A 24,849-nucleotide genomic window follows, 5' to 3' on the forward strand; every position below is an offset into this window, starting at 1 on the left:
CTGCCGTGAGCGTGCTGCTCTTCGGGGTGTCGCATCGTAGCGCGCCGGTCGTCGTCCTTGAACAACTCAGTATCGACGAATCCGATCAAGTCAAGATCATCGACCGAGTGCTGGCTTCGCCGCTGGTGACCGAGGCGATGGTGCTGTCGACTTGCAACCGCGTCGAGGTCTACGCCGTAGTGGACGCGTTCCATGGCGGCCTGTCGGTGATCGGGCAGGTGCTTGCCGAACACTCCGGCATGTCGATGGGGGAGCTGACCAAGTACGCATATGTCCGCTACAGCGAGGCGGCAGTTGAGCACCTGTTCGCGGTTGCCAGCGGCCTGGACTCGGCGGTGATCGGCGAGCAGCAGGTGCTTGGTCAGGTGCGCCGCGCCTATGCCGTCGCCGAATCCAACCGCACGGTCGGCCGCGTGCTGCACGAATTGGCCCAGCGGGCGCTGTCGGTGGGCAAGCGAGTGCACTCCGAAACCGCCATTGACGCTGCCGGTGCCTCCGTGGTGTCGGTCGCCCTGGGAATGGCCGAGCGCAAATTGGGCTCGTTGGCGGGCACGACCGCGGTGGTGATCGGCGCCGGGGCGATGGGCGCGCTGTCGGCGGTACATCTGACCCGTGCCGGCGTCGGGCACATTCAGGTGCTCAACCGGTCGTTGTCCCGGGCGCAGCGGTTGGCCCGAAGGATCCGCGAATCTGGCGTGCCGGCCGAGGCGCTAGCGCTCGACCGCCTGGCTAATGTCCTGGCCGATGCCGACGTGGTGGTCAGCTGTACTGGGGCGGTGCGTCCGGTGGTGTCGCTGGCCGATGTGCATCATGCGCTGGCCGCCGCCCGCCGTGACGAGGCCACCCGTCCGTTGGTGATATGCGACTTGGGCATGCCGCGTGACGTCGATCCTGCGGTGGCCAGATTGCCGTGTGTGTGGGTCGTGGACGTGGATAGCGTGCAACATGAACCCTCGGCACATGCCGCGGCTGCCGACGTTGAGGCCGCCCGCCACATCGTCGCCGCCGAAGTTGCCAGCTATCTGGTGGGGCAGCGGATGGCCGAGGTCACCCCAACCGTGACGGCGTTGCGCCAGCGAGCCGCCGAAGTGGTCGAAGCGGAATTGCTGCGCCTGGACAACCGGCTGCCCGGCCTGCAGAGTGTCCAGCGCGAGGAGGTGGCCCGTACCGTACGGCGAGTCGTGGACAAGCTGTTGCACGCGCCTACCGTGCGGATCAAGCAGCTCGCCAGTGCGCCCGGCGGTGACAGCTACGCTGAGGCGCTGCGCGAGCTTTTCGAGCTTGACCAGACCGCCGTCGATGCCGTCGCCACTGCAGGTGAATTACCGGTGGTGCCAAGCGGATTCGACGCTGAAAGTCGCCGCGGTGGAGGCGACATGCAAAGCAGCCCGAAGCGATCGCCGAGTAACTGATTGGCGCACGTGATCCGGATAGGTACCCGGGGCAGCTTGCTGGCCACCACTCAGGCCGCCACTGTCAGAGACGCCCTCATCGCTGGTGGCCACTCCGCGGAGTTGGTGACCATCAGCACCGAGGGTGACCGATCCATGGCGCCGATCGCCAGTCTCGGGGTTGGCGTCTTCACCACGGCGTTGCGCGAGGCGATGGAGGCAGGCCTCGTCGATGCGGCGGTGCATTCGTACAAGGATTTGCCGACTGCCGACGATCCAAGGTTCACGGTTGCGGCGATACCGCCGCGCAATGACCCCCGCGACGCGGTGGTAGCCCGTGACGGGCTGACGCTGGGGGAATTGCCGGTCGGATCGTTGGTGGGCACATCCTCGCCGCGGCGGGCCGCACAGCTTAGAGCATTGGGTCTCGGTTTGGAAATCCGCCCCCTACGAGGCAACCTAGATACCAGGTTGAACAAGGTAAGTAGCGGCGATCTTGACGCCATCGTGGTGGCCCGGGCTGGTCTGGCGCGGCTGGGCCGCCTCGATGACGTGACCGAGACGTTAGAGCCGGTGCAGATGTTGCCCGCGCCGGCTCAGGGCGCGCTCGCGGTCGAATGCCGCGCCGGCGACAGCCGGTTGGTGGCAGTGCTGGCGGAGTTGGATGACGCCGACACGCGTGCGGCGGTCACCGCCGAGCGAGCCCTGCTTGCCGACCTGGAGGCAGGTTGCTCCGCACCGGTGGGAGCGATCGCAGAAGTGGTCGAGTCCATCGATGAGGACGGCCGTGTCTTCGAGGAGCTGTCGCTGCGCGGGTGCGTGGCGGCGCTGGACGGATCCGACGTGATCCGCGCGTCCGGCATCGGCAGTTGCGGTCGGGCACGGGAGCTGGGGCTCTCGGTCGCCGCGGAGCTGTTCGAGCTGGGCGCCCGGGAGCTGATGTGGGGAGTGCGGCATTAGCCCGCATGAAGAAGTGACTGGGAGTGACAATCATGACGCGAGGGCGTAAGCCGAGACCGGGCCGCATCGTTTTCGTGGGCTCCGGTCCGGGCGACCCCGGCTTGCTTACGACACGGGCTGCCGCGGTGCTGGCCAACGCCGCGCTGGTGTTCACCGATCCCGACGTACCGGAGCCGGTGCTGGCGCTGATCGGCACGGATCTGCCCCCCGTGTCCGGCCCGGCGCCCGCCGAGCCGGTTGCCGGGAACGGCGATGCGGCCGGCGGAGGAAGTGCGCAGGAACAAGGCCGGGCCGCGTCCGCGGTAGTCTCCGGTGGTCCTGACATCCGCCCGGCGCTGGGCGATCCCGCCGATGTGGCCAAGACGCTGACCGCCGAGGCCCGTTCGGGTGTCGACGTGGTGCGGCTGGTGGCGGGCGATCCGCTCACGGTGGATGCGGTAATCAGCGAGGTGAACGCCGTCGCACGCACCCACCTGCACATCGAAATCGTGCCCGGCCTGGCCGCCAGCAGCGCGGTCCCGACCTATGCCGGGTTGCCGCTGGGTTCGTCGCACACCGTCGCCGACGTGCGCGGCGATGTGGACTGGGACGCGCTGGCTGCCGCACCCGGGCCGCTGATCCTGCAGGCCACCGCATCGCATCTAGCCGAATCGGCCCGCAGCCTGATCGATCACCAGCTGGCCGAGTCCACTCCGTGCGTGGTGACCGCACACGGCACCACCTGTCAGCAGCGTTCGGTCGAGACCACACTTCAGGGATTGACCGACCCGGCAGTCCTGGGCGCTGCCGACCCCGCGTGCTCCGCAAACGGGAGGGACTCCCAGGCCGGACCGCTGATAGTGACCATCGGCAAGACGGTGACCAGTCGGGCAAAGCTGAACTGGTGGGAGAGCCGCGCTCTCTACGGCTGGACGGTGTTGGTGCCGCGCACCAAGGACCAGGCCGGCGAGATGAGCGAGCGGCTCACGTCGTACGGCGCGCTGCCGGTGGAGGTGCCGACCATCGCCGTCGAGCCGCCGCGCAGCCCCGCGCAGATGGAGCGCGCCGTCAAGGGCCTGGTCGATGGCCGATTCCAGTGGATCGTGTTCACCTCCACCAACGCGGTGCGTGCGGTGTGGGAGAAGTTCGGCGAGTTCGGTTTGGATGCCCGCGCGTTCTCCGGGGTGAAGATCGCCTGTGTCGGCGAGTCGACGGCCGACCGGGTGCGCGCCTTCGGAATCAGTCCCGAGCTGGTGCCCTCCGGGGAGCAGTCCTCGCTTGGCTTGCTAGACGACTTCCCGCCCTACGACAGCGTTTTCGACCCGGTGAACCGGGTTTTGCTGCCGCGCGCCGACATCGCCACCGAAACGCTGGCCGAGGGACTGCGAGAGCGTGGCTGGGAGATCGAGGACGTCACCGCCTACCGGACCGTGCGGGCCGCGCCGCCGCCGGCCACTACCCGGGAAATGATCAAGACGGGCGGGTTTGACGCGGTATGTTTCACCTCCAGCTCGACGGTGCGAAACCTGGTCGGCATCGCCGGCAAGCCGCACGCGCGGACGATCATCGCCTGCATAGGGCCAAAGACCGCCGAGACCGCAGCCGAGTTCGGCTTGCGGGTCGATGTCCAGCCGGACACCGCCGCCATCGGCCCGCTGGTCGATGCGCTGGCCGAGCATGCCGCCCGGTTGCGCGCTGAGGGTGCGCTGCCCCCGCCGCGCAAGAAGAGCCGCAGGCGCTAGTGGCCCACCCTCGTCAGGTGAGCGTGCGTGTCTGTACACCGACACGCCGACCGAGCTGGCATTTTGCGTACGCTCGCGGCTACGAATGAGCATGAGTTCCTATCCGCGGCAGCGACCGCGCCGGCTCCGCTCTACCGTCGCGATGCGCCGTCTGGTTGCGCAAACCTCGTTGGAGCCAAGGCATTTGGTGCTGCCGATGTTCGTTGCCGACGGCATTGACGAGCCGCGGCCGATTACCTCCATGCCGGGCGTGGTACAGCACACCCGGGATTCGCTACGTAGGGCCGCGGCAGCCGCGGTGGCCGCCGGCGTGGGTGGGCTGATGCTTTTCGGCGTGCCGCGCGATCAGGACAAGGACGGTGTCGGTTCGGCGGGCATCGACCCCGACGGGATCCTCAACGTCGCCCTTCGCGATCTGGCCAAGGATCTGGGTGAGGCCACGGTGTTGATGGCCGACACCTGTCTGGACGAGTTCACCGACCACGGGCACTGCGGTGTGCTCGATGACCGGGGCCGGGTCGATAACGACGCCACCGTGGCCCGCTATGTGGAACTGGCTGTGGCGCAAGCGGAATCGGGCGCCCACGTGGTCGGACCCAGTGGGATGATGGATGGCCAGGTAGCCGCGATCCGGGACGGTTTGGACGCCGCCGGCTACATCGATGTGGTGATCTTGGCCTACGCCGCGAAGTTTGCTTCGGCGTTCTACGGCCCGTTCCGCGAGGCGGTGAGCTCTAGCCTGTCCGGGGATCGGCGCACCTACCAGCAGGAGCCGGGCAACGCCGCCGAGGCGCTGCGTGAGATCGAGCTCGATCTCGACGAAGGCGCCGACATTGTGATGGTCAAACCCGCGATGGGCTACCTCGATGTGGTGGCGGCCGCGGCGGACGTCTCGCCGGTACCGCTGGCCGCCTATCAGGTCTCGGGAGAGTACGCGATGATTCGTGCGGCGGCGGCCAATAATTGGATCGATGAGCGTGCCGCGGTGCTAGAGTCGCTGACCGGTATCCGGCGTGCCGGCGCCGACATCGTGCTCACCTACTGGGCGGTAGACGCGGCGGGCTGGCTTACGTGACGGAGGCCTGACATGACACCAACCGGGGATACCAAGCCCAAGTTGTTGTTCTACGAACCCGGCGCGAGCTGGTACTGGGTGCTGACTGGTCCGCTTGCGGCGGTGTCGGTGCTCCTCCTCGAGATATCCAGCGGCGCCGGGGTTGGGTTGATAACGCCGGCGATCTTTCTGGTGATGGTGTCGGCGTTCGTGGCATTGCAGGTGAAGGCGGCGCGGATTCACACGTCGGTCGAGCTGACGCATGATGCCTTGCGCCAAGGCACCGAGACCATCAGGCTGGCCGAAATCGTCAAAATCTATCCGGAGGCAGACGGCCGCGAGACGTCCGGGGAAGAGCCGGCAAAGTGGCAGTCGGCGCGGACCCTGGGCGAGCTCGTCGGCGTACCGCGCGGCCGGGTGGGAATCGGGCTGAAGCTGACCGGAGGCCGCACCGCCCAGGCCTGGGCGCGTCGTCATCAACAGCTGCGGGCGGCGCTGACTCCGCTGGTTCAGGAGCGGCTCGGGCCCGTGGATTCTGATGTCGCCGACGTCAACGGTGACGACGCCGGGCCAGCGCGGTGATCGCCCGCTACCGGGCCGGGGCCGAACTGTTCCTGGCTTGTGCCGCGCTTGCCGGATCTGCGGCGAGCTGGTCGCGGACCCGCTCCACCGTGGCCGTCGCGCCCGTCATCGACGGCCAGCCGGTCACCCTGTCGGTGGTCTATCACCCGCAACCGCTGGTGCTGACCCTGCTGCTGGCGACGATCGCCGGCGTGTTGTCGGTGGTGGGGACGGCCAGGTTGCGGCGCGCGCGAGCTGGCTTGAACGCACATCCGGACGGCTTGAACCAGCGTCCGCCCGGCGGTTGGTGTCATTGAGCCGTTTGCGTGGATCACTTCCGCTGCTGCTTGATCGGGCCCTGGTCTGTGTCGGCAGCGGCTGGTAGTATCGAAAATATGTTCGATCAGGTGCGGGGGCGCATGCCTTCACCGGAGGCGATCGCTCATTTTGATGAGCTGTTTGAATGCCATGCTCCGCGGGCCACGAGGGTGTCGGCGGCGTTCATCGATCGGATCTGCTCGGCGACTCGGGCCGAAAACCGGGCCGCTGCGGCGCAGTTGGTGGCGTTGGGGGAGTTGTTCGCCTATCGGTGGTCGCGTTGCGGGGGCCGCGAGGAGTGGGTGATGGACACCATGGCGGCGGTGGCCGCCGAGGTGGCGGCGGCGTTGCGGATCAGTCAGGGTCTGGCGGCCAGCCGGTTGCGGTATGCGCGGGCGATGCGTGAGCGGCTGCCTAAGACGGCTGAGGTGTTTAGCGCCGGCGACATCGGCTATCTGATGTTTGCCACGATTGTGTATCGCACCGACTTGATCGTTGACCCTGATGTTTTGGCGGCGGTGGATGCGCAGTTGGCCGCCAATGTGGCGCGTTGGCCCTCGATGACCAAGGCCCGCCTGGCTGGGCAGGTCGATAAGATCGTGGCGCGTGCCGATGCCGATGCGGTGCGGCGGCGCAAGGAGTATCAGGCCCAGCGCCAGTTCTGGGTCGGGGAAAGCCAAGACGGTGTGTGCCAGATCGGTGGCAGCCTGTTGGCCGTCGACGCACACGCCCTCGATGCGCGGTTGAGCGCGTTGGCGGGCACCGTGTGTGAGCACGATCCGCGCAGCCGTGAGCAGCGCCGCGCGGACGCGTTGGGGGCGTTGGCGGGCGGGGCCGATCGGCTGGGCTGTGGCTGTGGGCGCGCTGATTGTGCGGCCGGGAAGCGGCCTGCGGCCCCGCCGGTGGTGATTCACCTGATCGCCGAGGCGGCCACGATCAATGGCACGGGCTCGGCGCCGGCATCGCAGATGAACGCCGACGGGCTGATCACCGCCGAACTGGTGGCCGAGCTGGCCAAGACGGCCACGCTGGTGCCGCTGGTTCATCCCGGCGATGCGCCGCCCGAGCCGGGGTATGCGCCGTCGAAAGCGCTCGCCGATTTCGTTCGCTGCCGGGATCTGACGTGTCGCTGGCCCGGCTGTGATGAGCCCGCCACCAATTGCGACCTGGATCATACGATCCCGTATGCCGCCGGCGGGCCCACCCATGCGTCGAACCTGAAATGTTACTGCCGTACCCATCACCTGGTGAAAACGTTTTGGGGATGGCGTGATCAACAGCTACCCGACGGCACCCTGATTTTGACCTCCCCGTCCGGGCATACCTATGTCAGCACCCCGGGCAGTGCGCTGCTGTTCCCCAGCCTGTGCCACTTCAGCGGCGGCATCCCGGCACCGGAAGCCGACCCACCCTACGACCATTGCGACCAGCGCACAGCGATGATGCCCAAACGCCGGCGCACCCGCGCCCAAGACCGGGCCTATCGCATCGCCACCGAACGTCGACAAAACCACGCCGCCCGCCAGCGCGCCCAGGTGCTCACCCAGACCGCCGCGGCCACCGACACCCACGGCCCACCACCGGATCCCAACGACGACCCACCGCCGTTTTAGGCTGACCTGCTGATTAGCGGTAGCACCAGCTGACGGCGGCGGTCGATGGCGTCAGCCAGGTCGTGGAGCGCTTTATGCACCGAGCGCGCCATCGGGAACATGGATTCATGCTCGCCCTGGTCACAGCGGCCACCTAGCTGTTCGACTACTGCGGGGCTCGCGACTAATGCCCACTGGACGCCGGCGGCTCGGCAGTCCTCATCGAGGATGCACAAGAGCGAGATGCCGGCCCCACTGAAGTGACTCAACTCGCTCAGGTCGAGCACCATCGGATTTGTTCCGAGGCTGAAACGCCGGACGTGCTCGCTGATCTGCTCGACATTGGCGGCGTCGATCTCGCCTCGGATGGTCACCACTGTCGCCAGGTGATGCAGGTAGGCCCGAATCTGAGCGCCACCGTAGTCAACGGCGGCATTTCCGGGCCGCGTCGTGACGCTGCAAGCCGATTTTGACGTCGGGATCGTGGTAGTCATCAATAGCCTCGTTGTCCGTCGCGTTGCGGGCCGACCGATCGCCGGCTAAAGCTGCCTTTAACCAAACCCGCAAAATCTAAGGGGAGCGAAAGCCGCCTCTAACTCTTTGCTAAGAAGCGATTTTCGGGGTGCTCCCGGGGAACCAGGCAACGTTTAGGTCGAGGCCACACCAAAACGGTCACGCCGTCGCGGCCATGGCGCTGTTAGGCTGCGATGGCTGCCGGTTGCTAGTCGGGGGCTGATGATATGGCCGGTGGTATGGATCAGTCGCCCGGTCAGCCTAGAAGGCGGACCAGACAGCAGAGTTCAGACGGAAAGAACGGCGTGCGCGCTGCAGAGATCACCGGAGAAATTAGGGCCCTGACAGGATTGCGCATCGTCGCGGCGGTGTGGGTAGTGCTGTTTCACTTCCGACCGATGTTGCGTGATGCGTCACCGGGCTTCCGCGACGCCCTCGCGCCGGTGCTCGACTGCGGCGCGCAGGGTGTAGACCTCTTCTTCATCCTCAGTGGGTTCGTGCTGACCTGGAACTACCTCGACCGCATGGGCCGGTCGTGGTCGGTCCGTGCCAACCTGCACTTCTTGTGGCTGCGGCTGGCCAGGGTGTGGCCGGTGTACCTGGTCACCTTGCACCTGGCCGCCGTGTGGGTCATCTTTACGCTGCACGTCGGTCACGTGCCGTCTCCGGAGGCAGGCCAGCTGACCGCGACCAGCTATGTGCGCCAGATCCTGCTGGTGCAGCTGTGGTTTCAGCCGTATTTCGATGGATCCAGTTGGGATGGACCGGCCTGGTCGATCAGTGCGGAATGGTTGGCCTACTTGCTGTTCGGTCTGCTCATTCTGGTCATCTTCCGGATGAAGCACGCCACCAGGGCGCGGGGCCTGATGTGGCTGGCCTTCGCGGCGTCGTTGCCGCCCGTGGTGCTGCTGTTGGCCAGCGGCCAGTTCTATACGCCATGGAGCTGGCTGCCCCGAATCGTGACGCAATTTGCCGCGGGAGCGCTGGCGTGTGCCGCCGTCCGCAGGTTGCGGCCGACCGATCGCGCTCGCCGCGTCGCCGGGTACCTTTCCGTGCTGGTCGGCGTCGCGATTGTCGGCATCCTCTACCTGTTGCACGCGCATCCGCTCGCCGGGGTCGAGGACAGCGGCGGGGTGGTCGACGTGCTGTTCGTTCCGCTGGTGATCAGCCTGGCGATTGGCGTCGGCAGCCTGCCGGCGTTGCTGTCGACGCGGTTGATGGTTTTTGGCGGGCAGATCTCGTTTTGCCTCTACATGGTGCACGAGCTGGTGCATACCGCCTGGGGATGGGCCGTGCAACAATACGAGCTTGCGCTGCAGGATCAGCCGTGGAAATGGAACGTCGTCGGTCTGCTCGCGATCGCCCTGGGGGCTGCGATCTTGCTGTATCACTTCGTCGAAGAACCGGGCCGCCGATGGATGCGCCGGATGGTCGACGTCAAAGCCGCGAGTGCGAGAAGCGAGCCCGGGGAGCCGGTAGGCAGCACGCGTTATCAAATCGACGATGCGCTGGAAGGGGTTTCGGCCCGCGCGGTGTGACGGTTGAGTGGGGCTGCAGCGGGTCGACGCGAGTTCACATCGGTTTCCTCGTACGATTCCCTTGATTTGGACGCGGCGCACGACCCGTCCAACTTTGAGCCGAGTCCAGTGGAGCCATCAGTGGAGTCAGTGTGAGTCGCCCGGGTACATACGTCATTGGTCTCACTCTCCTGGTCGGCCTGGTCGTCGGCAATCCAGGGTGCCCGCGGTCCTACCGCCCACTGACCCTGGATTACCGGCTTAACCCGGTCGCGGTGATTGGCGACTCCTATACCACCGGCACCGATGAGGGCGGTCTGGGCTCGAAATCATGGACCGCTCGCACCTGGCAGATGCTCGCTGCACGTGGCGTGCGGATCGCAGCCGACGTGGCCGCCGAGGGCCGGGCCGGCTACGGGGTGCCCGGCGACCACGGCAACGTGTTTGAGGATCTGACCGCCAGGGCCGTCCAGCCCGACGATGCACTGGTGGTGTTCTTTGGCTCCCGCAACGACCAAGGCATGGATCCTGAGGATCCCGAGATGCTGGCCGAAAAGGTCCGCGACACTTTCGATCTAGCGCGCCACCGCGCACCATCCGCGAGCTTGCTGGTGATCGCACCGCCGTGGCCTACCGCCGACGTACCTGGCCCAATGCTGCGGATTCGCGACGTGCTGGGCGCCCAGGCGCGGGCCGCAGGAGCAGTGTTTGTCGACCCGATCGCCGACCACTGGTTCGTCGACAGGCCCGAGCTGATCGGCGCGGATGGCGTGCATCCCAACGATGCGGGACATGAGTATCTGGCGGACAAGATCGCGCCGCTGATCAACATGGAGTTGGTTGGATGAGTTGGGAGTCACGAGCCACGCAAAGGGTTTAGCGTGACGACGGTCGACGCGCTAGTCCTCTGCGTGCCGTTCGTAATCCCAACGCTCAAGGCGCGCCTGCAACTGCAGGAGACCAAGTCCGGCGAGTGGCGCCGCGGCGGTGAGGAAGGCCAGCAGCATCGGACTCATCTCAGAACCTCCAAAACCATTTCATTCGTACCACGTTCGTCGTCGAGGGGTGGTTCTTTCGCGAAACATGTCCGTCCGAATTCAGCTGTCCTCAGCCACCGCCACGCTGCGCCACGTCAGCTAGGACGCCATCCAAGCCAGTTCGCCGGGCAACTGTTCGCGCCAGTACGACGCGTCGTGTCCTCCGGGCGAGAAGCTGCCGGCAGGCGGTTGGTGCAGTTGGTTGACGAATTGGCGAGTGGCGAAGTAGAAGCGGTCGCTGGTGCCGCAATCCACCCGTAGCGGGATTGAGTTCAGCGCGGGCAGTCCCAACACGCTGTGTTGCACATAGTCGTCGTAGCTGTCGAACGCCCCGGGTGTGCTGCCGGTGAACGACGTGAACAATGCCGGGCTGATGGCACAGATCCCCGCGGTTCTGGCCGGACCCAACCGGGCACCCAGGAGCAGCGCGCCGTATCCCCCCATCGACCACCCCAGGAATCCCACCCGGGAGGTGTCCATACCCATCGAGGTCAGCATCGGCAGCAGCTCGTCGAGCACCATCGCACCCGAGTCCCCGCCGGAAGAGCGACGGTGCCAGTAGGTGTTGCCGCCGTCGACGCCGACCACCGCGAACGCTGGCTTGCCCTCCTTGACCAGGCGGGCCAACCCCTGCTCGACGCCGAGATCCAGCATCATGCCGGCGTTGCCGTCCTTGCCATGCAGTGCGATCACTGGCCGCAGCTGCCCGCTCTGGCCGGGCGGCATGGAGATCACCCAGTTGGTCTTGATGCCTCCGCGAGCCGCCGAGATGAACGAGCCGGAGATCCTGGTCGGCAAGCTGCTGCCCGCCGTCGGGGGCTCGAACGGCGCCGGGGCCGCCTGCGGCTCAAGTGGGTCCACCAGGGCGCCGAAGGCCCACACGCCGGCGGCTCCCGCGCCGGCGCCGGCACCCCAGCGGAGCAGGGCACGGCGGGTCAGGTCTGCCATGGGCGTCATGATGCCGCGCCGATCGGTGTTGCCCGCACAGCCACGCCGTAGCACCGGCCAATCGTGACACCGGTAACGGCTGGCGAGTCGCCGTAGTGGGGGCCCGGCTGGGCAGCAGTGACGGCATGAAGAACTTTCGCAAAACTGGAAACGGTTGGTACCGGAAGTCGGTATTCTTTGCGCGGCAGCTGCGTGTCAATGATGACCGAGCGGTAGCCCGGTCGTCCCTGGTGAATGGGAGGGTGCGGGATGTCGTTTGTGGTCGTGGCTCCGGAGGCGTTGGCGGCATCGGCCGCGGATTTGGCGCGCATCGGTTCGGCGGTGGTCGCGGCCAACGTGGCAGCGGCGGCGCCGACGATCGAGGTGTTGGCTGCGGGTGCTGACGAGGTGTCAGCGCAGATCGCCGCGCTGTTTGGTGCGCACGCCCAGAGTTATCAGGCGGTCAGCGCGCGGGTGGTGGCGTTTCACGAACAGTTCGTGCGGGCGTTGAGCGTGGGCGGAGCCTCGTATGCGGCGGCCGAGGCCGCCAGCGCGCAGCAGAACCTGCTGGACGCGATCAATGCGCCCACCCTGGCGCTGTTGGGGCGTCCGCTGATCGGGAACGGCGCCAATGGGGCTCCGGGGACCGGGCAGGCCGGCGGGCCTGGCGGGATCTTGATCGGCAACGGCGGGGCCGGCGGGGCGGGCGGGCCAAACCAAAACGGCGGTAACGGTGGGGCCGCTGGGCTGTTCGGCATTGGCGGTGCCGGCGGGGCCGGCGGAACAAACGGCGACGGCGGGGCGGGCGGCGCCGGCTGGCTATTCGGTGCCGGCGGTGCCGGTGGGGCCGGCGGGTCGGGCGGTGCCACCGGGGGCGCTGGCGGGGCCGGGGGGGCCGGCGGGTGGTTCGGTGCTGGCGGAGCGGGCGGCCCCGGTGGGTTCGGCGCCACGGTTGGGGGTGTGGGCGGCGCCGGCGGGACTGGCGGCCTGCTGTTCGGCACCGGTGGTACCGGAGGCACCGGCGGCCTCGGCCCGGTCGGCGGTGTCGGCGGTGTCGGCGGCGACGCTCGGCTGATCGGCAGCGGCGGTGACGGTGGCGTCGGCGGGTCCGGTGTGGCGGGGAACGGTGGGGCCGGGGGGGCCGGCGGCGCTGCCGGGTTGTTCGGCTTTGGCAGCGGCGGGCTGTTCGGTGCCGGCGGCAACGGAGGGGTGGGCGGGACCAGCACCCTGGGGACCGGTGGTGCCGGCGGGGCGGGCGGTTCCGGTGGGCCATTCGGAGCTGGCGGGGCCGGTGGCGATGGCGGGTTCGGCTTTCAAGTCGGGGCTGCCGGCGGGGACGGTGGGGACGGTGGGGCCGGCGGGTGGTTCGGTGCCGGCGGCGCCGGCGGAACCGGTGGGAGCGGCACCGTCGCCGGGGGCGCCGGCGGTGCTGGCGGAACCGGCATGCTGTTCGGCGACGGTGGGGCCGGAGGCGACGGTGGGGCCGCCTCGCTTAGCGGAAGCATTGGTGGTGCCGGCGGGGCCGGTGGGGGCGGCGGATGGTTCGGTGCCGGCGGAGACGGCGGTACCGGCGGTCGGGGCAGCGCCACCGGGGGTGCCGGCGGGGTCGGAGGCACCGGCGGCAGGCTGTTTGGTGCCGGCGGGGACGGTGGGACGGGCGGTACCGGCCTGACCAACGGAGGGGCCGGTGGTGACGGCGGTGACGGCGTGCTGTTCGGTGCCGGCGGCAACGGTGGCGCGGGCGGTGCCGGCGCCACCAACGGTGCTGGCGGCACCGGTGGGGCCGGCGGCAAGGGTGGCATGCTGTCCGGTGACGGCGGTAGTGGCGGGGCCGGCGGGTTTGGCGCCTTCCAAGGTGCCGGCGGCGCCGGTGGCTCTGGTGGTGCCGGTGGGTTGTTCGGCAATGGTGGTGATGGCGGTGATGGCGGCATTCCCGCTGCCGGCGGCAACGGTGGTGCCGGCGGGGCGGGCGGCAACGGTGGTGGTCTGATAGGTGCTGGCGGTGACGGCGGTGCCGGCGGAACTAGCCTCGGCGGCGATGGGGGTGCCGGTGGCGCAGGGGGCAGTGCCAGCGGGCTGTTCGGCGATGGCGGCTCCGGAGGTGCCGGCGGCAACGGCCCCAACGCCGGCGGTGCCGGTGGGGCAGGCGGCAATGCCGGGTTGGTCGGCAATGGCGGCAACGGCGGTGTCGGCGGCGACGCGGATCCTTTCCAAGGCGCCGCCGGAGCCGGTGGTAACGGCGGCGGCGCCGTGCTGATCGGCAACGGCGGAAACGGCGGCAATTCCGGGATTGGCTTCCTGCCGGCCGCTGCGGGCACCGGCGGCACCCGTGGGCAGCTGCTCGGCGAGAACGGGCTGGACGGGTCGGCGCCATAGCCCGCGGCTCGGCGGCCAGCGCTTCCGACGGCCAGGGTGATTGCCCAGCCGGTGGTAGCGCAGTTGGTCGCTGGAGCTGATCCGGGGCAAACCGCTTGCGTCCGCACGTACGGAGACTTCCAGGAGACGTACGAGGAGACTGAGCCCGATTTCTTCATCCCACGTCGCGGAGAAGTCCCTTGACCGCGATCCGAGTGGCGCGGCAAATTTCTACCGGGATCGCGAGGTTGCCGCTGGCGGCGAAGGTGAGGCCGAAGCCTACAACGACAGCAACGACGCTGACGCCTTCTACTCAATGATTTGGGGCGGTGAGGATATTCACGTCGGCTGCTATTGAGAGCACCCGTGACATCAGAGCGGCCGGCGCAGAGACCGTGGGCCGGATGATCCGCCCGCTCTCGACGCTTGACGACACCGCACTGTTGGATCTCGGTGCTGGTTACGGTGGGTCCGCGCGCCGCATCGCCACGGAATGCGGCTGTTCGATCACCTGCCTCAACATCTCCGAAGTGCAGAACGAGACCAACCGTAAGAAGAACCGTCAGGCCGGACTCGACCGCAGTATCCGGGTGATTCATGGCAGCTTCGACGACATTCCCGAGCCGGACAGCGGCTATGACGTCGTCTGGTCACAAGATGCGATCCTGCTACGCGCCCGACCGCCGAAAGGTGCTCGAGGAGGCATTCCGGGTGTTGCGGCCCGGCGGCGAACTGATCTTCACCGATCCGATGCAGGCCGACGATGTTCCCGACGGTGTGCTGCAGCCGGTCTACGACCGGCTCAACCTGCGTGACCTTGGCTCGATGCGCTTCTATCGTGAAGCCGTACAGGCACTCGGTTTCGAGGTGCTCGACCAAAGAGACCTGGTTCGCAATCTGCGGACGCAACTACAGCCGAGTGCTCGAGGAACTCGAAGCCCGGCGTCTCGAACTCGAGGGGAAGTCCTCCCAGGAGTACCTCGACAAGATGCGGGTAGGCCTGACGAACTGGGTGGAGGCCGCCGACAACGGTCACTCTCGCGTGGGGCATCCAACATTTCCGAAAACCCGCCTGACTCCGATATGCCAGCTGCCCACGGCCGCGATCGACTCGACGGCTGGTCGTCGCCGGTATCGTTGACCCCACGGACTGCGTGACGGCCGGGGGCACGGAGTTGCCCGGCGGCGCCAGTACTGCCCCCGACGGACCGGAAGGCAGGTGCCATAGCTACCACTTCAGGACTGCGCCCAGGACTGTCGCAGCGTCAGCTCAACATGATCGCTATCGGCGGCGTCATCGGTGCTGGCTTGTTCGTCGGGTCTGGTGTGGTTATCCGTGCGACCGGTCCGGCGGCATTCCTGACCTATGCGCTGTGTGGCGCACTGATCGTTCTGGTGATGCGCATGCTGGGCGAGATGGCCGCCGCCAATCCGTCGACTGGAGCGTTCGCCGACTACGCGGCAAAAGCCCTGGGCGGCTGGGCGGGATTCTCAGTTGGCTGGCTGTACTGGTACTTCTGGGTAATCGTCGTGGGGTTCGAGGCGGTTGCCGGCGGGAAGGTTCTAACCTACTGGATCGATGCGCCGCTGTGGTTGGCGTCGCTGTGTCTGATGATGATGATGACCGCGACGAACTTGGTCTCGGTGTCATCCTTCGGTGAGTTCGAGTTCTGGTTCGCCGGAGTCAAGGTTGCCACCATCGTCGGCTTCCTGGTCCTTGGCACCGCTTTCGCCTTCGGGCTGCTGCCGGGCCATGGCATGGATTTCAGCAACCTCAGCGCGCACGGTGGCTTCTTTCCCGACGGGGTAGGTGCCGTCTTCGCTGCCATCGTGGTCGCGATCTTCTCCATGACTGGCACGGAAGTGGTCACCATCGCCGCGGCTGAAGCGCCGGACCCTCAACGAGCGGTCCAACGCGCGATGAGCACGGTGGTGGCACGCATCGTGATCTTCTTCGTCGGCTCGGTCTTCCTGCTCACGGTGATCCTGCCGTGGAACTCGTTGGAGCTTGGCGCCTCCCCGTACGTTGCCGCGCTGCGGCACATGGGTATTGGGGGCGCTGATCAGATCATGAATGCCGTCGTGCTTACCGCGGTGCTGTCCTGCTTGAACTCGGGCCTGTATACCGCGTCGCGGATGCTGTTCGTGCTCGCCGCCCGGCAGGAGGCGCCGGCCCAGCTGGTCAAAGTCAACCGGCGTGGAGTCCCCACTTTCGCGATCATGGGATCGTCCGTGGTGGGATTCCTGTGCGTGATCATGGCATGGGTCTCACCCGCAACGGTATTCGTTTTCCTGCTCAACTCGTCGGGCGCTGTGATTTTGTTCGTCTACCTGCTTATCGCGCTGTCGCAGATCGTGTTGCGTCGCCAGACATCTGGCCAAAATCTGCGGGTACGGATGTGGCTTTTCCCGGGGCTGTCGATCGTCACGGTGACCGGAATTGTCGCCGTGCTGGCGCGGATGGCGTTCGACTACGCCGCGCGCAGCCAGCTCTGGCTCAGCCTGCTGTCCTGGGCAGTGGTCGTTGGGTGTTATTTGGTCACCACATTGGTGCGACGTCCCCTTAATTGGCCTTGGTGAGCAGTACGGCCTCGTCGAACGGCAGTCTGGCAAAGACCGGCCGCCATCGGCTGCTGACATACGGCGCCGCCTCGGCCTTGGTGAGCCGCCGCGGGTTGGCGACACCAAAGGTTTTGCCGTAGCGGCGCATCCGGCCACCGCCGGCCGCGGTGATGTTCTTCAGCCAGTCGCGGTTCGGACCGTAGGTGAGCAAAATCGCCACGCCCGCCCGGCCGTCGACGTCCGCGCTGAACACGTTCAACGGGGTACGGTACGGCTTGCCCGAGCGGCGGCCCACGTGCTCAAGAATCGCGAACGCCGGGAGCCAGCCGGCCCATAGCCGCTGAATGGGGTTGGTGACATATCGATTGAACCGAGCCAGCCACTGCGGTAGTTGCATGCCCACCATCCAACTCGTGGACCGGCCGCGGCATCAAGCAAACCTCGGGTGGCTGCGGCAAACTCTTACACCCTGTAGTTGAGCGACCTGGGCAGGCTGGAACACTAGTCGTCATGGGCAGCACGGAACAGGCCACCTCGCGGGTAAGGGGGGCTGCGCGCACATCGGCGCAGCTGTTCGAGGCCGCATGCAGCGTCATACCCGGCGGAGTGAACTCCCCGGTGCGGGCGTTCACGGCGGTGGGTGGCACCCCGCGCTTCATTACCGAAGCCCACGGCTGCTGGTTGATTGACGCCGACGGCAACCGCTACGTAGACCTGGTGTGCTCATGGGGCCCGATGATCCTCGGTCACGCGCATCCGGCCGTCGTCGAGGCAGTGGCCAAGGCCGCAGCCCGCGGCCTGTCCTTCGGGGCCCCGACTCCCGCCGAAACCCAACTAGCCGGCGAGATCATCGGCCGGGTAGCTCCCGTCGAGCGGATACGGCTGGTGAATTCCGGCACCGAGGCCACTATGAGCGCCGTGCGGCTGGCCCGCGGATTCACCGGCCGGGCCAAGATCGTCAAGTTCTCCGGCTGCTACCACGGACACGTCGACGCATTGCTCGCCGACGCGGGTTCGGGAGTGGCCACCCTGGGCTTATGTGACGACCCCCAGCGCCCGGCTTCGCCGCGCTCGCGATCGTCACGGGGCCTGCCGTCCTCGCTCGGGGTCACCGTTGCCGCCGCGGCTGACACAATCGTGTTGCCTTACAACGACATCGACGCAGTGCGGCAGGCATTCGCCCGATTCGGCGAGCAGATCGCCGCGGTGATCACCGAGGCCAGCCCCGGCAATATGGGCGTCGTTCCGCCAGTGCCCGGCTTTAACGCGGCGCTGCGCGCGATCACCGCCGAGTACGGCGCACTGCTGATCCTCGACGAGGTGATGACCGGGTTTCGGGTCAGCAGAAGTGGTTGGTTCGGAATCGATCCGGTGCCCGCTGACCTGTTCACCTTCGGCAAGGTGATGAGCGGCGGGATGCCCGCCGCCGCGTTCGGCGGGCGCGCCGAGGTGATGCAGCGGCTGGCGCCGCTGGGGCCGGTGTATCAGGCCGGCACGTTGTCGGGTAACCCGGTGGCGGTTGCCGCCGGGCTGGCAACGCTGCGGGCCGCCGACGACGCGGTCTACACCGCATTGGACGCCAACGCTGACCGCCTGGCCGGCCTGCTCTCCGAGGCACTGACGGATGCCGTTGTGCCACACCAGATTTCGCGGGCAGGCAATATGCTCAGTGTGTTCTTCGGCGAAACACCGGTGACCGACTTCGCGTCCGCGCGGGCCAGCCAGACCTGGCGTTATCCAGCGTTCTTTCATGCCATGCTGGACGCCGGTGTCTACCCGCCGTGCAGTGCCTTCGAGGCATGGTTCGTCTCGGCCGCTTTGGACGACGCGGCGTTCGGCCGGATCGCCGACGCGCTGCCCGCCGCGGCCCGAGCAGCGGCCCAGGAAAGGCCCGCCTGATGCCCGAGGAAACCCAAGTCCACGTGGTGCGCCACGGTGAGGTGCACAACCCTACCGGCATCCTGTACGGGCGGCTGCCCGGATTCCACCTGTCCGCAACCGGCGCGGCGCAGGCCGCCGCCGTCGCCGACGCGCTGGCCGACCGCGACATCGTCGCGGTAATCGCATCGCCCTTGCAGCGTGCCCAGGAGACCGCCGCGCCCATCGCCGCCCGGCATGACCTTGCGGTGGAGACAGACCCGGATCTGATCGAATCGGCCAACTTCTTCGAGGGCCGCCGCGTCGGCCCCGGTGACGGGGCATGGCGCGACCCGCGGGTGTGGTGGCAGCTGCGTAACCCGTTCACCCCGTCGTGGGGTGAGCCTTACGTGGATATCGCTGCCCGAATGACGACCGCGGTGGACAAGGCACGTGTCCGCGGCGCCGGCCATGAGGTGGTGTGCGTCAGCCATCAGCTGCCGGTGTGGACGCTGCGGCTGTATCTGACCGGTAAGCGCCTCTGGCACGATCCGCGCCGTCGGGACTGCGCACTGGCCTCGGTGACGTCGTTGATCTACGACGGCGACCGCTTGGTTGACGTGGTGTATTCGCAGCCGGCGGCGCTTTGACCGCGCCGGCGACGATGCAGAGCAGAGCGACCAGAAGGAGCGGCGCTTTGACCATGCGCCGGCTGGTGATCGCCGCAGCGGTATCGGCATTGCTGCTCACCGGCTGTTCCGGGCGCGACGCCGTCGCCCAAGGCGGCACGTTCGAATTCGTCTCGCCCGGCGGAAAGACCGACATCTTCTACGATCCGCCTGCCAGCCGCGGCCGCCCGGGCCCATTGTCTGGGCCGGAGCTGGCGGATCCGGCGCGCAGTGTGTCGCTGGACGACTTCCCTGGGCAGGTCGTCGTCGTCAACGTGTGGGGGCAATGGTGTGGGCCGTGCCGGGCCGAGGTCAGCCAACTACAGCGGGTGTATGACGCCACCCGAGGTGCGGGTGTGTCGTTCCTCGGGATCGACGTGCGCGACAACAACCGCCAGGCGCCCCAGGACTTCATCAACGACCGGCATGTGACGTACCCGTCGATCTATGACCCGGCGATGCGCACCTTGATCGCATTCGGTGGCAAATACCCCACCAGCGTCATTCCGTCCACGCTGGTGCTGGACCGTCAGCACCGGGTCGCGGCGGTGTTTCTGCGCGAATTGCTGGCTGCGGACCTGCAGCCGGTGGTCGAGCGGGTGGCCGAGGAGGAGCCGTCGGGTCGGGCTCCGGTGGGGGCGCAATGACCGGGTTCACCGAGATTGCCGCGGTGGGGCCACTGCTGGTGGCGGTGGGGGTATGTCTGCTGGCTGGTCTGGTGTCGTTCGCCTCACCATGTGTGGTGCCGCTGGTGCCCGGCTACCTGTCGTATCTGGCGGCCGTCGTTGGGGTGGACGAGCAGCTGCCGGCCGGCGTCGTCAAACCCCCGGTGGCTGCCCGCTGGCGGGTCGCCGGATCGGCGGCGCTGTTCGTGGCGGGGTTCACGACGGTGTTCGTGCTGGGCACCGTCGCCGTCTTGGGCATGACCACCACGCTGATCACGAATCAGCTGCTGCTGCAGCGGGTCGGAGGCGTGCTGATCGTCGTCATGGGCCTGGTGTTCGTGGGGTTCATCGGAGCCCTGCAGCGCCAGGCGAGGTTCACGCCGCGCCAGTTGACGAGCGTAGCGGGGGCGCCGGTGCTTGGCGCGGTGTTCGCGCTCGGCTGGACACCGTGCCTGGGGCCGACGCTGACCGGGGTGATCACCGTTGCCTCGGCCACCGAGGGTGCCAGCGTGGCGCGTGGGATCGTGCTGGTGATTGCCTATTGCCTGGGGCTGGGGATTCCGTTCGTGCTTTTGGCGTTCGGTTCGGCGTGGGCGGTGGCGGGCCTGGGCTGGCTGCGCCGGCACACCAGGGCCATCCAGATCTTCGGCGGGGCGCTGCTGATCGCGGTCGGTGCCGCGCTGGTCACCGGGGTGTGGAACGACGTCGTGTCGTGGCTGCGCGACGCCTTCGTTTCCGACGTGAGGTTGCCGATTTGAGTGGGCAGGGTGCCGCGCAAAAGGCGCGCAACATGTGGCGGTCGTTGACGTCGATGGGCACCGCGCTGGTGCTGCTGTTTTTGCTCGCGCTGGCTGCCATACCCGGGGCCCTGCTGCCGCAGCGTGGCCTCAACGCCGCCAAGGTGGACGACTACCTGGCCGCGCACCCACTCATCGGTCCGTGGCTGGACGAGCTGCAGGCCTTCGACGTGTTCTCCAGCTTCTGGTTCACCGCCATCTACGTGCTGCTGTTCGTGTCCCTCGTCGGCTGTCTGGCCCCGCGGACGATCGAGCACGCCCGCAGCCTGCGGGCTACACCGGTCGCCGCCCCGCGCAACCTGGCCCGGCTGCCCAAGCACGCCCACGCCCGGCTGGCCGGCGAGCCCGCCGCCCTGGCCGCCACCATCACGGGCCGGCTGCGCGGCTGGCGCAGCATCACCCGGCAACAAGGCGACAGCGTGGAAGTCTCCGCCGAGAAGGGCTACCTGCGCGAGTTCGGCAACCTGGTGTTCCACTTCGCGCTGCTGGGTCTGCTGGTGGCGGTGGCCGTCGGCAAGCTGTTCGGCTACGAGGGCAACGTGATCGTGATAGCCGACGGCGGACCCGGTTTTTGTTCGGCGTCGCCGGCCGCGTTCGACTCGTTTCGCGCCGGCAACACCGTCGACGGCACGTCGTTGCACCCGATCTGTGTGCGGGTCAACAACTTCCAAGCGCACTACCTGCCGTCCGGGCAGGCCACCTCGTTCGCCGCCGACATCGACTATCAGGCCGACCCGGCCACTGCTGACCTGATCGCCAACAGCTGGCGGCCCTACCGGCTGCAGGTCAATCACCCGCTGCGGGTCGGCGGCGACCGGGTGTACCTGCAGGGCCACGGCTATGCGCCCACCTTCACCGTGACGTTCCCGGACGGGCAGACCCGCACGTCGACCGTGCAGTGGCGACCCGACAACCCGCAGACCCTGCTGTCGGCGGGCGTCGTGCGCATCGACCCGCCGGCCGGCAGCTACCCCAACCCCGACGAGCGTCGCAAACACCAGATCGCCATCCAGGGCCTGCTGGCTCCCACCGAGCAGCTCGACGGCACCCTGCTGTCGTCGCGTTTCCCCGCGCTCAATGCCCCGGCGGTGGCCATCGACATCTACCGCGGCGACACCGGCCTGGACAGCGGGCGGCCCCAGTCGTTGTTCACCCTGGACCACCGGCTGATCGAGCAGGGCCGGCTGGTCAAGGAAAAGCGGGTCAACCTGCGCGCCGGTCAGCAAGTCCGCATCGACCAAGGCCCGGCGGCCGGCACGGTGGTCCGGTTCGACGGCGCGGTGCCGTTCGTCAACCTGCAGGTCTCCCACGACCCCGGCCAGTCCTGGGTGCTGGTCTTCGCAATCACGATGATGGCGGGACTGCTGGTGTCGCTGCTGGTGCGCAGGCGCCGGGTGTGGGCGCGGATCACGCCGACGACCGCGGGTACGGTAAACGTCGAGCTGGGCGGCCTGACGCGCACCGACAACTCCGGGTGGGGCGCCGAGTTCGAGCGGCTGACCGGGCGGTTGCTGGCGGGTTTTGAGGCGCGGTCCCCGGACATGGCCGAAGCGGCCGCAGGGACCGGAAGGGACGTCGATTGAACACGCTGCACGTCAACGTCGGCCTGGCCCGCTACTCCGACTGGGCGTTCACCTCGGCCGTGGTGGCGCTGGTGGTCGCGCTGCTGCTGCTGGCGTTCGAGTTCGCCCAGGTTCGCGGTCGCGGACTCGCGCCGCTGGCCGTGCCGGCCGGATCGGTGGCCACCGATAGCGCTACCCCTGGGATCGTGGCGGACCAACGGCACCGGCCGTTCGACGAACGCGTCGGGCGGGGCGGGCTGGCCGTCGCCTATCTGGGCATCGGGCTACTGCTGGCGTGCGTCGTGCTGCGCGGCCTGGCCACCCAGCGGGTGCCGTGGGGCAACATGTACGAGTTCATCAACCTGACCTGCTTGTCCGGGCTGGCCGCCGGCGCGGTCGTGCTGCGCCGTGCGCGATACCGGCCGCTGTGGGTCTTCCTGCTGGTCCCGGTGCTGATCCTGCTCACCGTGTCCGGACGCTGGCTCTACGCCAATGCCGCCCCGGTGATGCCGGCACTGCAGTCCTACTGGCTGCCCATTCACGTGTCGGTGGTCAGCCTCGGTTCTGGGGTATTCCTGGTCGCCGGTGTCGCCAGCATCCTGTTCCTTGTGCGCACCTCGCGGCTGGGTGAGCCAACCGGTGAAGGCGCGCTGGCGGGTATGGTGCGGCGGCTCCCCGATGCCCAAACCCTGGACGGAATCGCCTACCGGACCACGATCTTCGCCTTCCCCGTTTTCGGCTTCGGGGTGATATTCGGTGCCATCTGGGCCGAGGAAGCCTGGGGCCGCTACTGGGGCTGGGACCCCAAGGAGACGGTGTCCTTCGTCGCGTGGGTGGTGTACGCGGCGTACCTGCACGCGCGGTCAACGGCGGGTTGGCGGGACCGCAAGGCCGCCTGGATCAATGTCGCCGGCTTCGTGGCCATGGTCTTCAACCTGTTCTTCGTTAACCTGGTGACCGTCGGCCTGCACTCGTATGCGGGCGTGGGCTGACCGTTCGTCTGCAACCGACCCGAGGACCGCAGCAAGGGGGAGTGCTGGTGACCGAGCATCCGAGGACGGGCGTGGGAGCCCCCGATAGCGGCAACGGCGGCACGGATCATCCGACCGTGCAGTTGCCGCCCGTGCCATCCGTGGGGGCACCACCGGCTGCGGCCGGTGGTGAAACACCGACTAGGTCAGTTGCCGGGTTCCGCACCCAGCGGCTCGACCCGACGGCCTACGGCGCCTACTACAGCGGCCCCGATGAGGGCCCGGCCAGCCCGGCTGAAAGGCCGCCGTATCGTCTCGAGCCGGTGCCCCATACGCCGTATCCGGAACTGGCCACCACCACGCTGCTGAGGCCGGTCAAGCCGCCACCGTCGGAAGGCTGGCGTCGGTTGCTCTATCTGCTGTCGGGTCGGCTGATCAACGCCGGGGAAGGCCCTCGGGCCGCGCACCTCAACGACCTGGTCGCTCAGGTCAACCGCCCGCTGCGCGGCTGCTACCGGATCGCGGTGTTGTCGTTGAAAGGGGGTGTCGGCAAGACCACGATCACCGCGACCCTGGGGGCCACCTTTGCCGACCTGCGCGGTGACCGGGTTGTCGCGGTCGACGCCAATCCCGACCGCGGCACACTGAGCCAAAAGGTCCCGCTCGAGACGCCGGCCACGGTGCGGCACCTGCTGCGCGACGCCGACGGCATCGAGCGCTACAGCGACGTTCGCGGCTACACATCGAAGGGACCCAGCGGGCTGGAAGTGCTGGCATCGGACAGTGATCCGGCCTCCTCGGACGCATTCAGCGCCGACGACTACACCCGCACCCTGGACATTCTGGAGCGGTTCTACGGCCTGGTGCTCACCGACTGCGGTACCGGGTTGCTGCACTCGGCGATGTCGGCGGTTCTGCCTAGGTCCGACGTACTGGTCGTGGTCAGCTCGGGGTCCATCGACGGCGCCCGCAGCGCCGCGGCGACGCTGGACTGGCTGCAGGCCCACGGCCACGACGACCAGGTGCGCAACTCGATCGCCGTCGTCAACGCGGTGCGGCCGCGCGCGGGCAAGGTCGACGTGGGCAAGGTCGTCGAGCACTTCTCCAGGCGTTGCCGTGCGGTGCGCGTGGTGCCGTTCGACCCACACCTCGAAGAAGGCGCCGAAATCGCGCTGGATCGGTTGCGGCGGGAGACCCGCGAAGCGCTCACCGAACTGGCAGCGGTGGTGGCCGCTGGATTCCCCGGCGACCCGCGGCGCTGCAAACCGAGCTTCACCTAGGAACGGTTATTGTCCCCGTGCCCCAACCGCCGCAGGAACTCTGGATCGTCGTCGGGCCCGATGACGCGAGTCTTGGGCCGGTTCATCTGTGCCCGTGCAGCGCGCCAGCCAAGGTAGATCAGCGTCGCCAAAATCAGCACGAGGAGCAGGTAGAGCACTCGACACCTCCTTGGACCGAATATACCCGCGCCGTAGGCTCAGGCTGTGTCAGAAGCGCCTAACGACAAGACCACTCGGGGTGTTGTCGACATACTGGTCTATGCGACGGCGCGGCTGCTGCTGGTGGTGGCGGTCAGCGCAGCGATTTTCGGGGTCGCGCGACTGATCGGGTTGACCGAATTCCCCGTTGTCGTGGCCACGCTGTTCGGGCTGATCATCGCGATGCCGTTGGGCATTTGGGTGTTCAGCCCGCTGCGGCGGCGCGCCACGGCCGCGCTCGCGGTGGCCGGTGAGCGTCGGCGCGCCGAGCGGGAACGGCTGCGGGCCCGGCTGCGTGGCGAGTCGCTACCCGAACAACAGTGAGCGCGGGGCGCCTGGTAGT

The 24,849-nt window shown here is 67.9% G+C and carries 24 protein-coding genes and 1 pseudogene; 21 read left to right on the plus strand and 4 right to left on the minus strand.

The genetic code is table 11. The annotated features are described in order from the left end of the window. The first annotated feature begins 5 nt into the window (after positions 1 to 5). From MCAN_RS02650 to MCAN_RS02680, 7 genes are all read left to right on the plus strand, one after another. Complete coding sequence (locus tag MCAN_RS02650; protein WP_003402699.1) at positions 6 to 1,412, plus strand: glutamyl-tRNA reductase; 1,407 nt, start codon at positions 6 to 8, stop codon at positions 1,410 to 1,412. Between the two features lie 9 nt (positions 1,413 to 1,421). Beyond that, positions 1,422 to 2,351 (plus strand): hydroxymethylbilane synthase, encoded by a 930-nt coding sequence (gene hemC / locus MCAN_RS02655; RefSeq protein WP_014000264.1) that lies wholly within the window; start codon positions 1,422 to 1,424, stop codon positions 2,349 to 2,351. 32 nt (positions 2,352 to 2,383) lie between these two features. Beyond that, a complete protein-coding gene (locus tag MCAN_RS02660) occupies positions 2,384 to 4,072 on the plus strand; it encodes a bifunctional uroporphyrinogen-III C-methyltransferase/uroporphyrinogen-III synthase (protein WP_014000265.1) in 1,689 nt (562 codons plus the stop codon). An 85-nt stretch (positions 4,073 to 4,157) separates the two neighbouring features. Continuing rightward, on the plus strand, positions 4,158 to 5,147 hold the full coding sequence (gene hemB, locus MCAN_RS02665; RefSeq protein WP_014000266.1) for a porphobilinogen synthase: 990 nt from the start codon (positions 4,158 to 4,160) through the stop codon (positions 5,145 to 5,147). A 12-nt stretch (positions 5,148 to 5,159) separates the two neighbouring features. Beyond that, entirely contained in the window at positions 5,160 to 5,708 is a 549-nt protein-coding gene (locus MCAN_RS02670; RefSeq protein WP_003402713.1) for a hypothetical protein, read from the plus strand. Then, entirely contained in the window at positions 5,705 to 6,004 is a 300-nt protein-coding gene (locus MCAN_RS02675) for a hypothetical protein (RefSeq protein ID WP_003402715.1), read from the plus strand. Before MCAN_RS02670 ends, MCAN_RS02675 begins: the two co-directional genes overlap by 4 nt. A 78-nt stretch (positions 6,005 to 6,082) precedes the next feature. Beyond that, a complete protein-coding gene (locus tag MCAN_RS02680) occupies positions 6,083 to 7,618 on the plus strand; it encodes an HNH endonuclease signature motif containing protein (RefSeq protein WP_145974161.1) in 1,536 nt (511 codons plus the stop codon). On the opposite strand, the gene oprA is transcribed toward MCAN_RS02680, so the two are convergent. Beyond that, a complete protein-coding gene (gene oprA / locus MCAN_RS02685; protein WP_003402807.1) occupies positions 7,615 to 8,091 on the minus strand; it encodes an osmosensory protein OprA in 477 nt (158 codons plus the stop codon). The two genes, MCAN_RS02680 and oprA, sit on opposite strands and share 4 nt — an antisense overlap. 324 nt (positions 8,092 to 8,415) lie before the next feature. On the opposite strand from oprA, the gene MCAN_RS02690 reads away from it, so the two are divergent. Then, positions 8,416 to 9,648 (plus strand): acyltransferase family protein, encoded by a 1,233-nt coding sequence (locus MCAN_RS02690; protein ID WP_041180009.1) that lies wholly within the window; start codon positions 8,416 to 8,418, stop codon positions 9,646 to 9,648. A gap of 131 nt (positions 9,649 to 9,779) precedes the next feature. After that, the gene (locus MCAN_RS02695; protein WP_014000269.1) at positions 9,780 to 10,475 is read left to right on the plus strand and encodes an Rv0518 family GDSL lipase; all 696 of its coding nucleotides are present in this window, start codon (positions 9,780 to 9,782) and stop codon (positions 10,473 to 10,475) included. Between the two features lie 288 nt (positions 10,476 to 10,763). Here the strand turns inward: MCAN_RS02695 and MCAN_RS02700 are convergent, their stop codons facing one another. Further along, positions 10,764 to 11,621, minus strand: a complete 858-nt coding sequence (locus tag MCAN_RS02700; protein ID WP_003912593.1) for an alpha/beta hydrolase — start codon at positions 11,619 to 11,621, stop codon at positions 10,764 to 10,766. 240 nt (positions 11,622 to 11,861) lie between these two features. On the opposite strand from MCAN_RS02700, the gene MCAN_RS02705 reads away from it, so the two are divergent. From MCAN_RS02705 to MCAN_RS02720, 4 genes and pseudogenes are all read left to right on the plus strand, one after another. Further along, the gene (locus MCAN_RS02705) at positions 11,862 to 13,967 is read left to right on the plus strand and encodes a PE family protein (RefSeq protein WP_014000270.1); all 2,106 of its coding nucleotides are present in this window, start codon (positions 11,862 to 11,864) and stop codon (positions 13,965 to 13,967) included. Between the two features lie 383 nt (positions 13,968 to 14,350). After that, positions 14,351 to 14,761: an SAM-dependent methyltransferase gene (locus tag MCAN_RS23255; RefSeq protein ID WP_456319989.1), complete on the plus strand. Its 411-nt coding sequence runs from the start codon at positions 14,351 to 14,353 to the stop codon at positions 14,759 to 14,761. A 10-nt stretch (positions 14,762 to 14,771) separates the two neighbouring features. After that, positions 14,772 to 15,087: pseudogene (locus tag MCAN_RS23260) on the plus strand (methyltransferase). A 53-nt stretch (positions 15,088 to 15,140) separates the two neighbouring features. Then, complete coding sequence (locus MCAN_RS02720; RefSeq protein ID WP_082226952.1) at positions 15,141 to 16,526, plus strand: amino acid permease; 1,386 nt, start codon at positions 15,141 to 15,143, stop codon at positions 16,524 to 16,526. On the opposite strand, the gene MCAN_RS02725 is transcribed toward MCAN_RS02720, so the two are convergent. Next, positions 16,510 to 16,905, minus strand: coding sequence for a nitroreductase family deazaflavin-dependent oxidoreductase (locus tag MCAN_RS02725; protein WP_014000272.1), 396 nt, complete (start codon positions 16,903 to 16,905; stop codon positions 16,510 to 16,512). The genes MCAN_RS02720 and MCAN_RS02725 overlap by 17 nt on opposite strands. A gap of 113 nt (positions 16,906 to 17,018) precedes the next feature. Between MCAN_RS02725 and hemL the strand changes: the two genes are divergently transcribed. Genes hemL through MCAN_RS02760 form a run of 7 tightly spaced genes read left to right on the plus strand, consistent with a single transcriptional unit; the run spans position 17,019 to position 24,308 of the window. Beyond that, a complete protein-coding gene (hemL, locus tag MCAN_RS02730) occupies positions 17,019 to 18,407 on the plus strand; it encodes a glutamate-1-semialdehyde 2,1-aminomutase (protein ID WP_014000273.1) in 1,389 nt (462 codons plus the stop codon). Then, entirely contained in the window at positions 18,407 to 19,015 is a 609-nt protein-coding gene (locus tag MCAN_RS02735) for a histidine phosphatase family protein (protein WP_003402845.1), read from the plus strand. Before hemL ends, MCAN_RS02735 begins: the two co-directional genes overlap by 1 nt. A 53-nt stretch (positions 19,016 to 19,068) precedes the next feature. Then, entirely contained in the window at positions 19,069 to 19,680 is a 612-nt protein-coding gene (locus tag MCAN_RS02740) for a TlpA disulfide reductase family protein (RefSeq protein ID WP_003911234.1), read from the plus strand. After that, entirely contained in the window at positions 19,677 to 20,456 is a 780-nt protein-coding gene (locus MCAN_RS02745) for a cytochrome c biogenesis CcdA family protein (RefSeq protein WP_003402847.1), read from the plus strand. The genes MCAN_RS02740 and MCAN_RS02745 overlap by 4 nt, the downstream gene beginning before the upstream one ends. Before the next feature lie 32 nt (positions 20,457 to 20,488). Next, complete coding sequence (gene resB / locus MCAN_RS02750) at positions 20,489 to 22,078, plus strand: cytochrome c biogenesis protein ResB (RefSeq protein ID WP_003402848.1); 1,590 nt, start codon at positions 20,489 to 20,491, stop codon at positions 22,076 to 22,078. Next, a complete protein-coding gene (gene ccsB, locus MCAN_RS02755; RefSeq protein ID WP_014000274.1) occupies positions 22,075 to 23,049 on the plus strand; it encodes a c-type cytochrome biogenesis protein CcsB in 975 nt (324 codons plus the stop codon). Before resB ends, ccsB begins: the two co-directional genes overlap by 4 nt. Positions 23,050 to 23,090: 41 nt before the next feature. After that, positions 23,091 to 24,308, plus strand: a complete 1,218-nt coding sequence (locus MCAN_RS02760; RefSeq protein ID WP_003898495.1) for a MinD/ParA family ATP-binding protein — start codon at positions 23,091 to 23,093, stop codon at positions 24,306 to 24,308. Here MCAN_RS02760 and MCAN_RS02765 read toward each other — a convergent pair. Continuing rightward, the gene (locus MCAN_RS02765; protein WP_003402851.1) at positions 24,305 to 24,466 is read right to left on the minus strand and encodes a hypothetical protein; all 162 of its coding nucleotides are present in this window, start codon (positions 24,464 to 24,466) and stop codon (positions 24,305 to 24,307) included. The genes MCAN_RS02760 and MCAN_RS02765 overlap by 4 nt on opposite strands. Before the next feature lie 46 nt (positions 24,467 to 24,512). Here MCAN_RS02765 and MCAN_RS02770 point away from each other — a divergent pair, with 46 nt between their 5' ends. Next, positions 24,513 to 24,830 carry a DUF4229 domain-containing protein gene (locus MCAN_RS02770; RefSeq protein ID WP_014000275.1) on the plus strand — a complete coding sequence of 106 codons (318 nt, stop codon included), beginning with the start codon at positions 24,513 to 24,515 and terminating at the stop codon, positions 24,828 to 24,830. Positions 24,831 to 24,849 lie beyond the last annotated feature (19 nt).

Origin of the sequence: Mycobacterium canetti CIPT 140010059, from assembly GCF_000253375.1 — a bacterium.
Lineage (GTDB): Bacteria > Actinomycetota > Actinomycetes > Mycobacteriales > Mycobacteriaceae > Mycobacterium > Mycobacterium tuberculosis.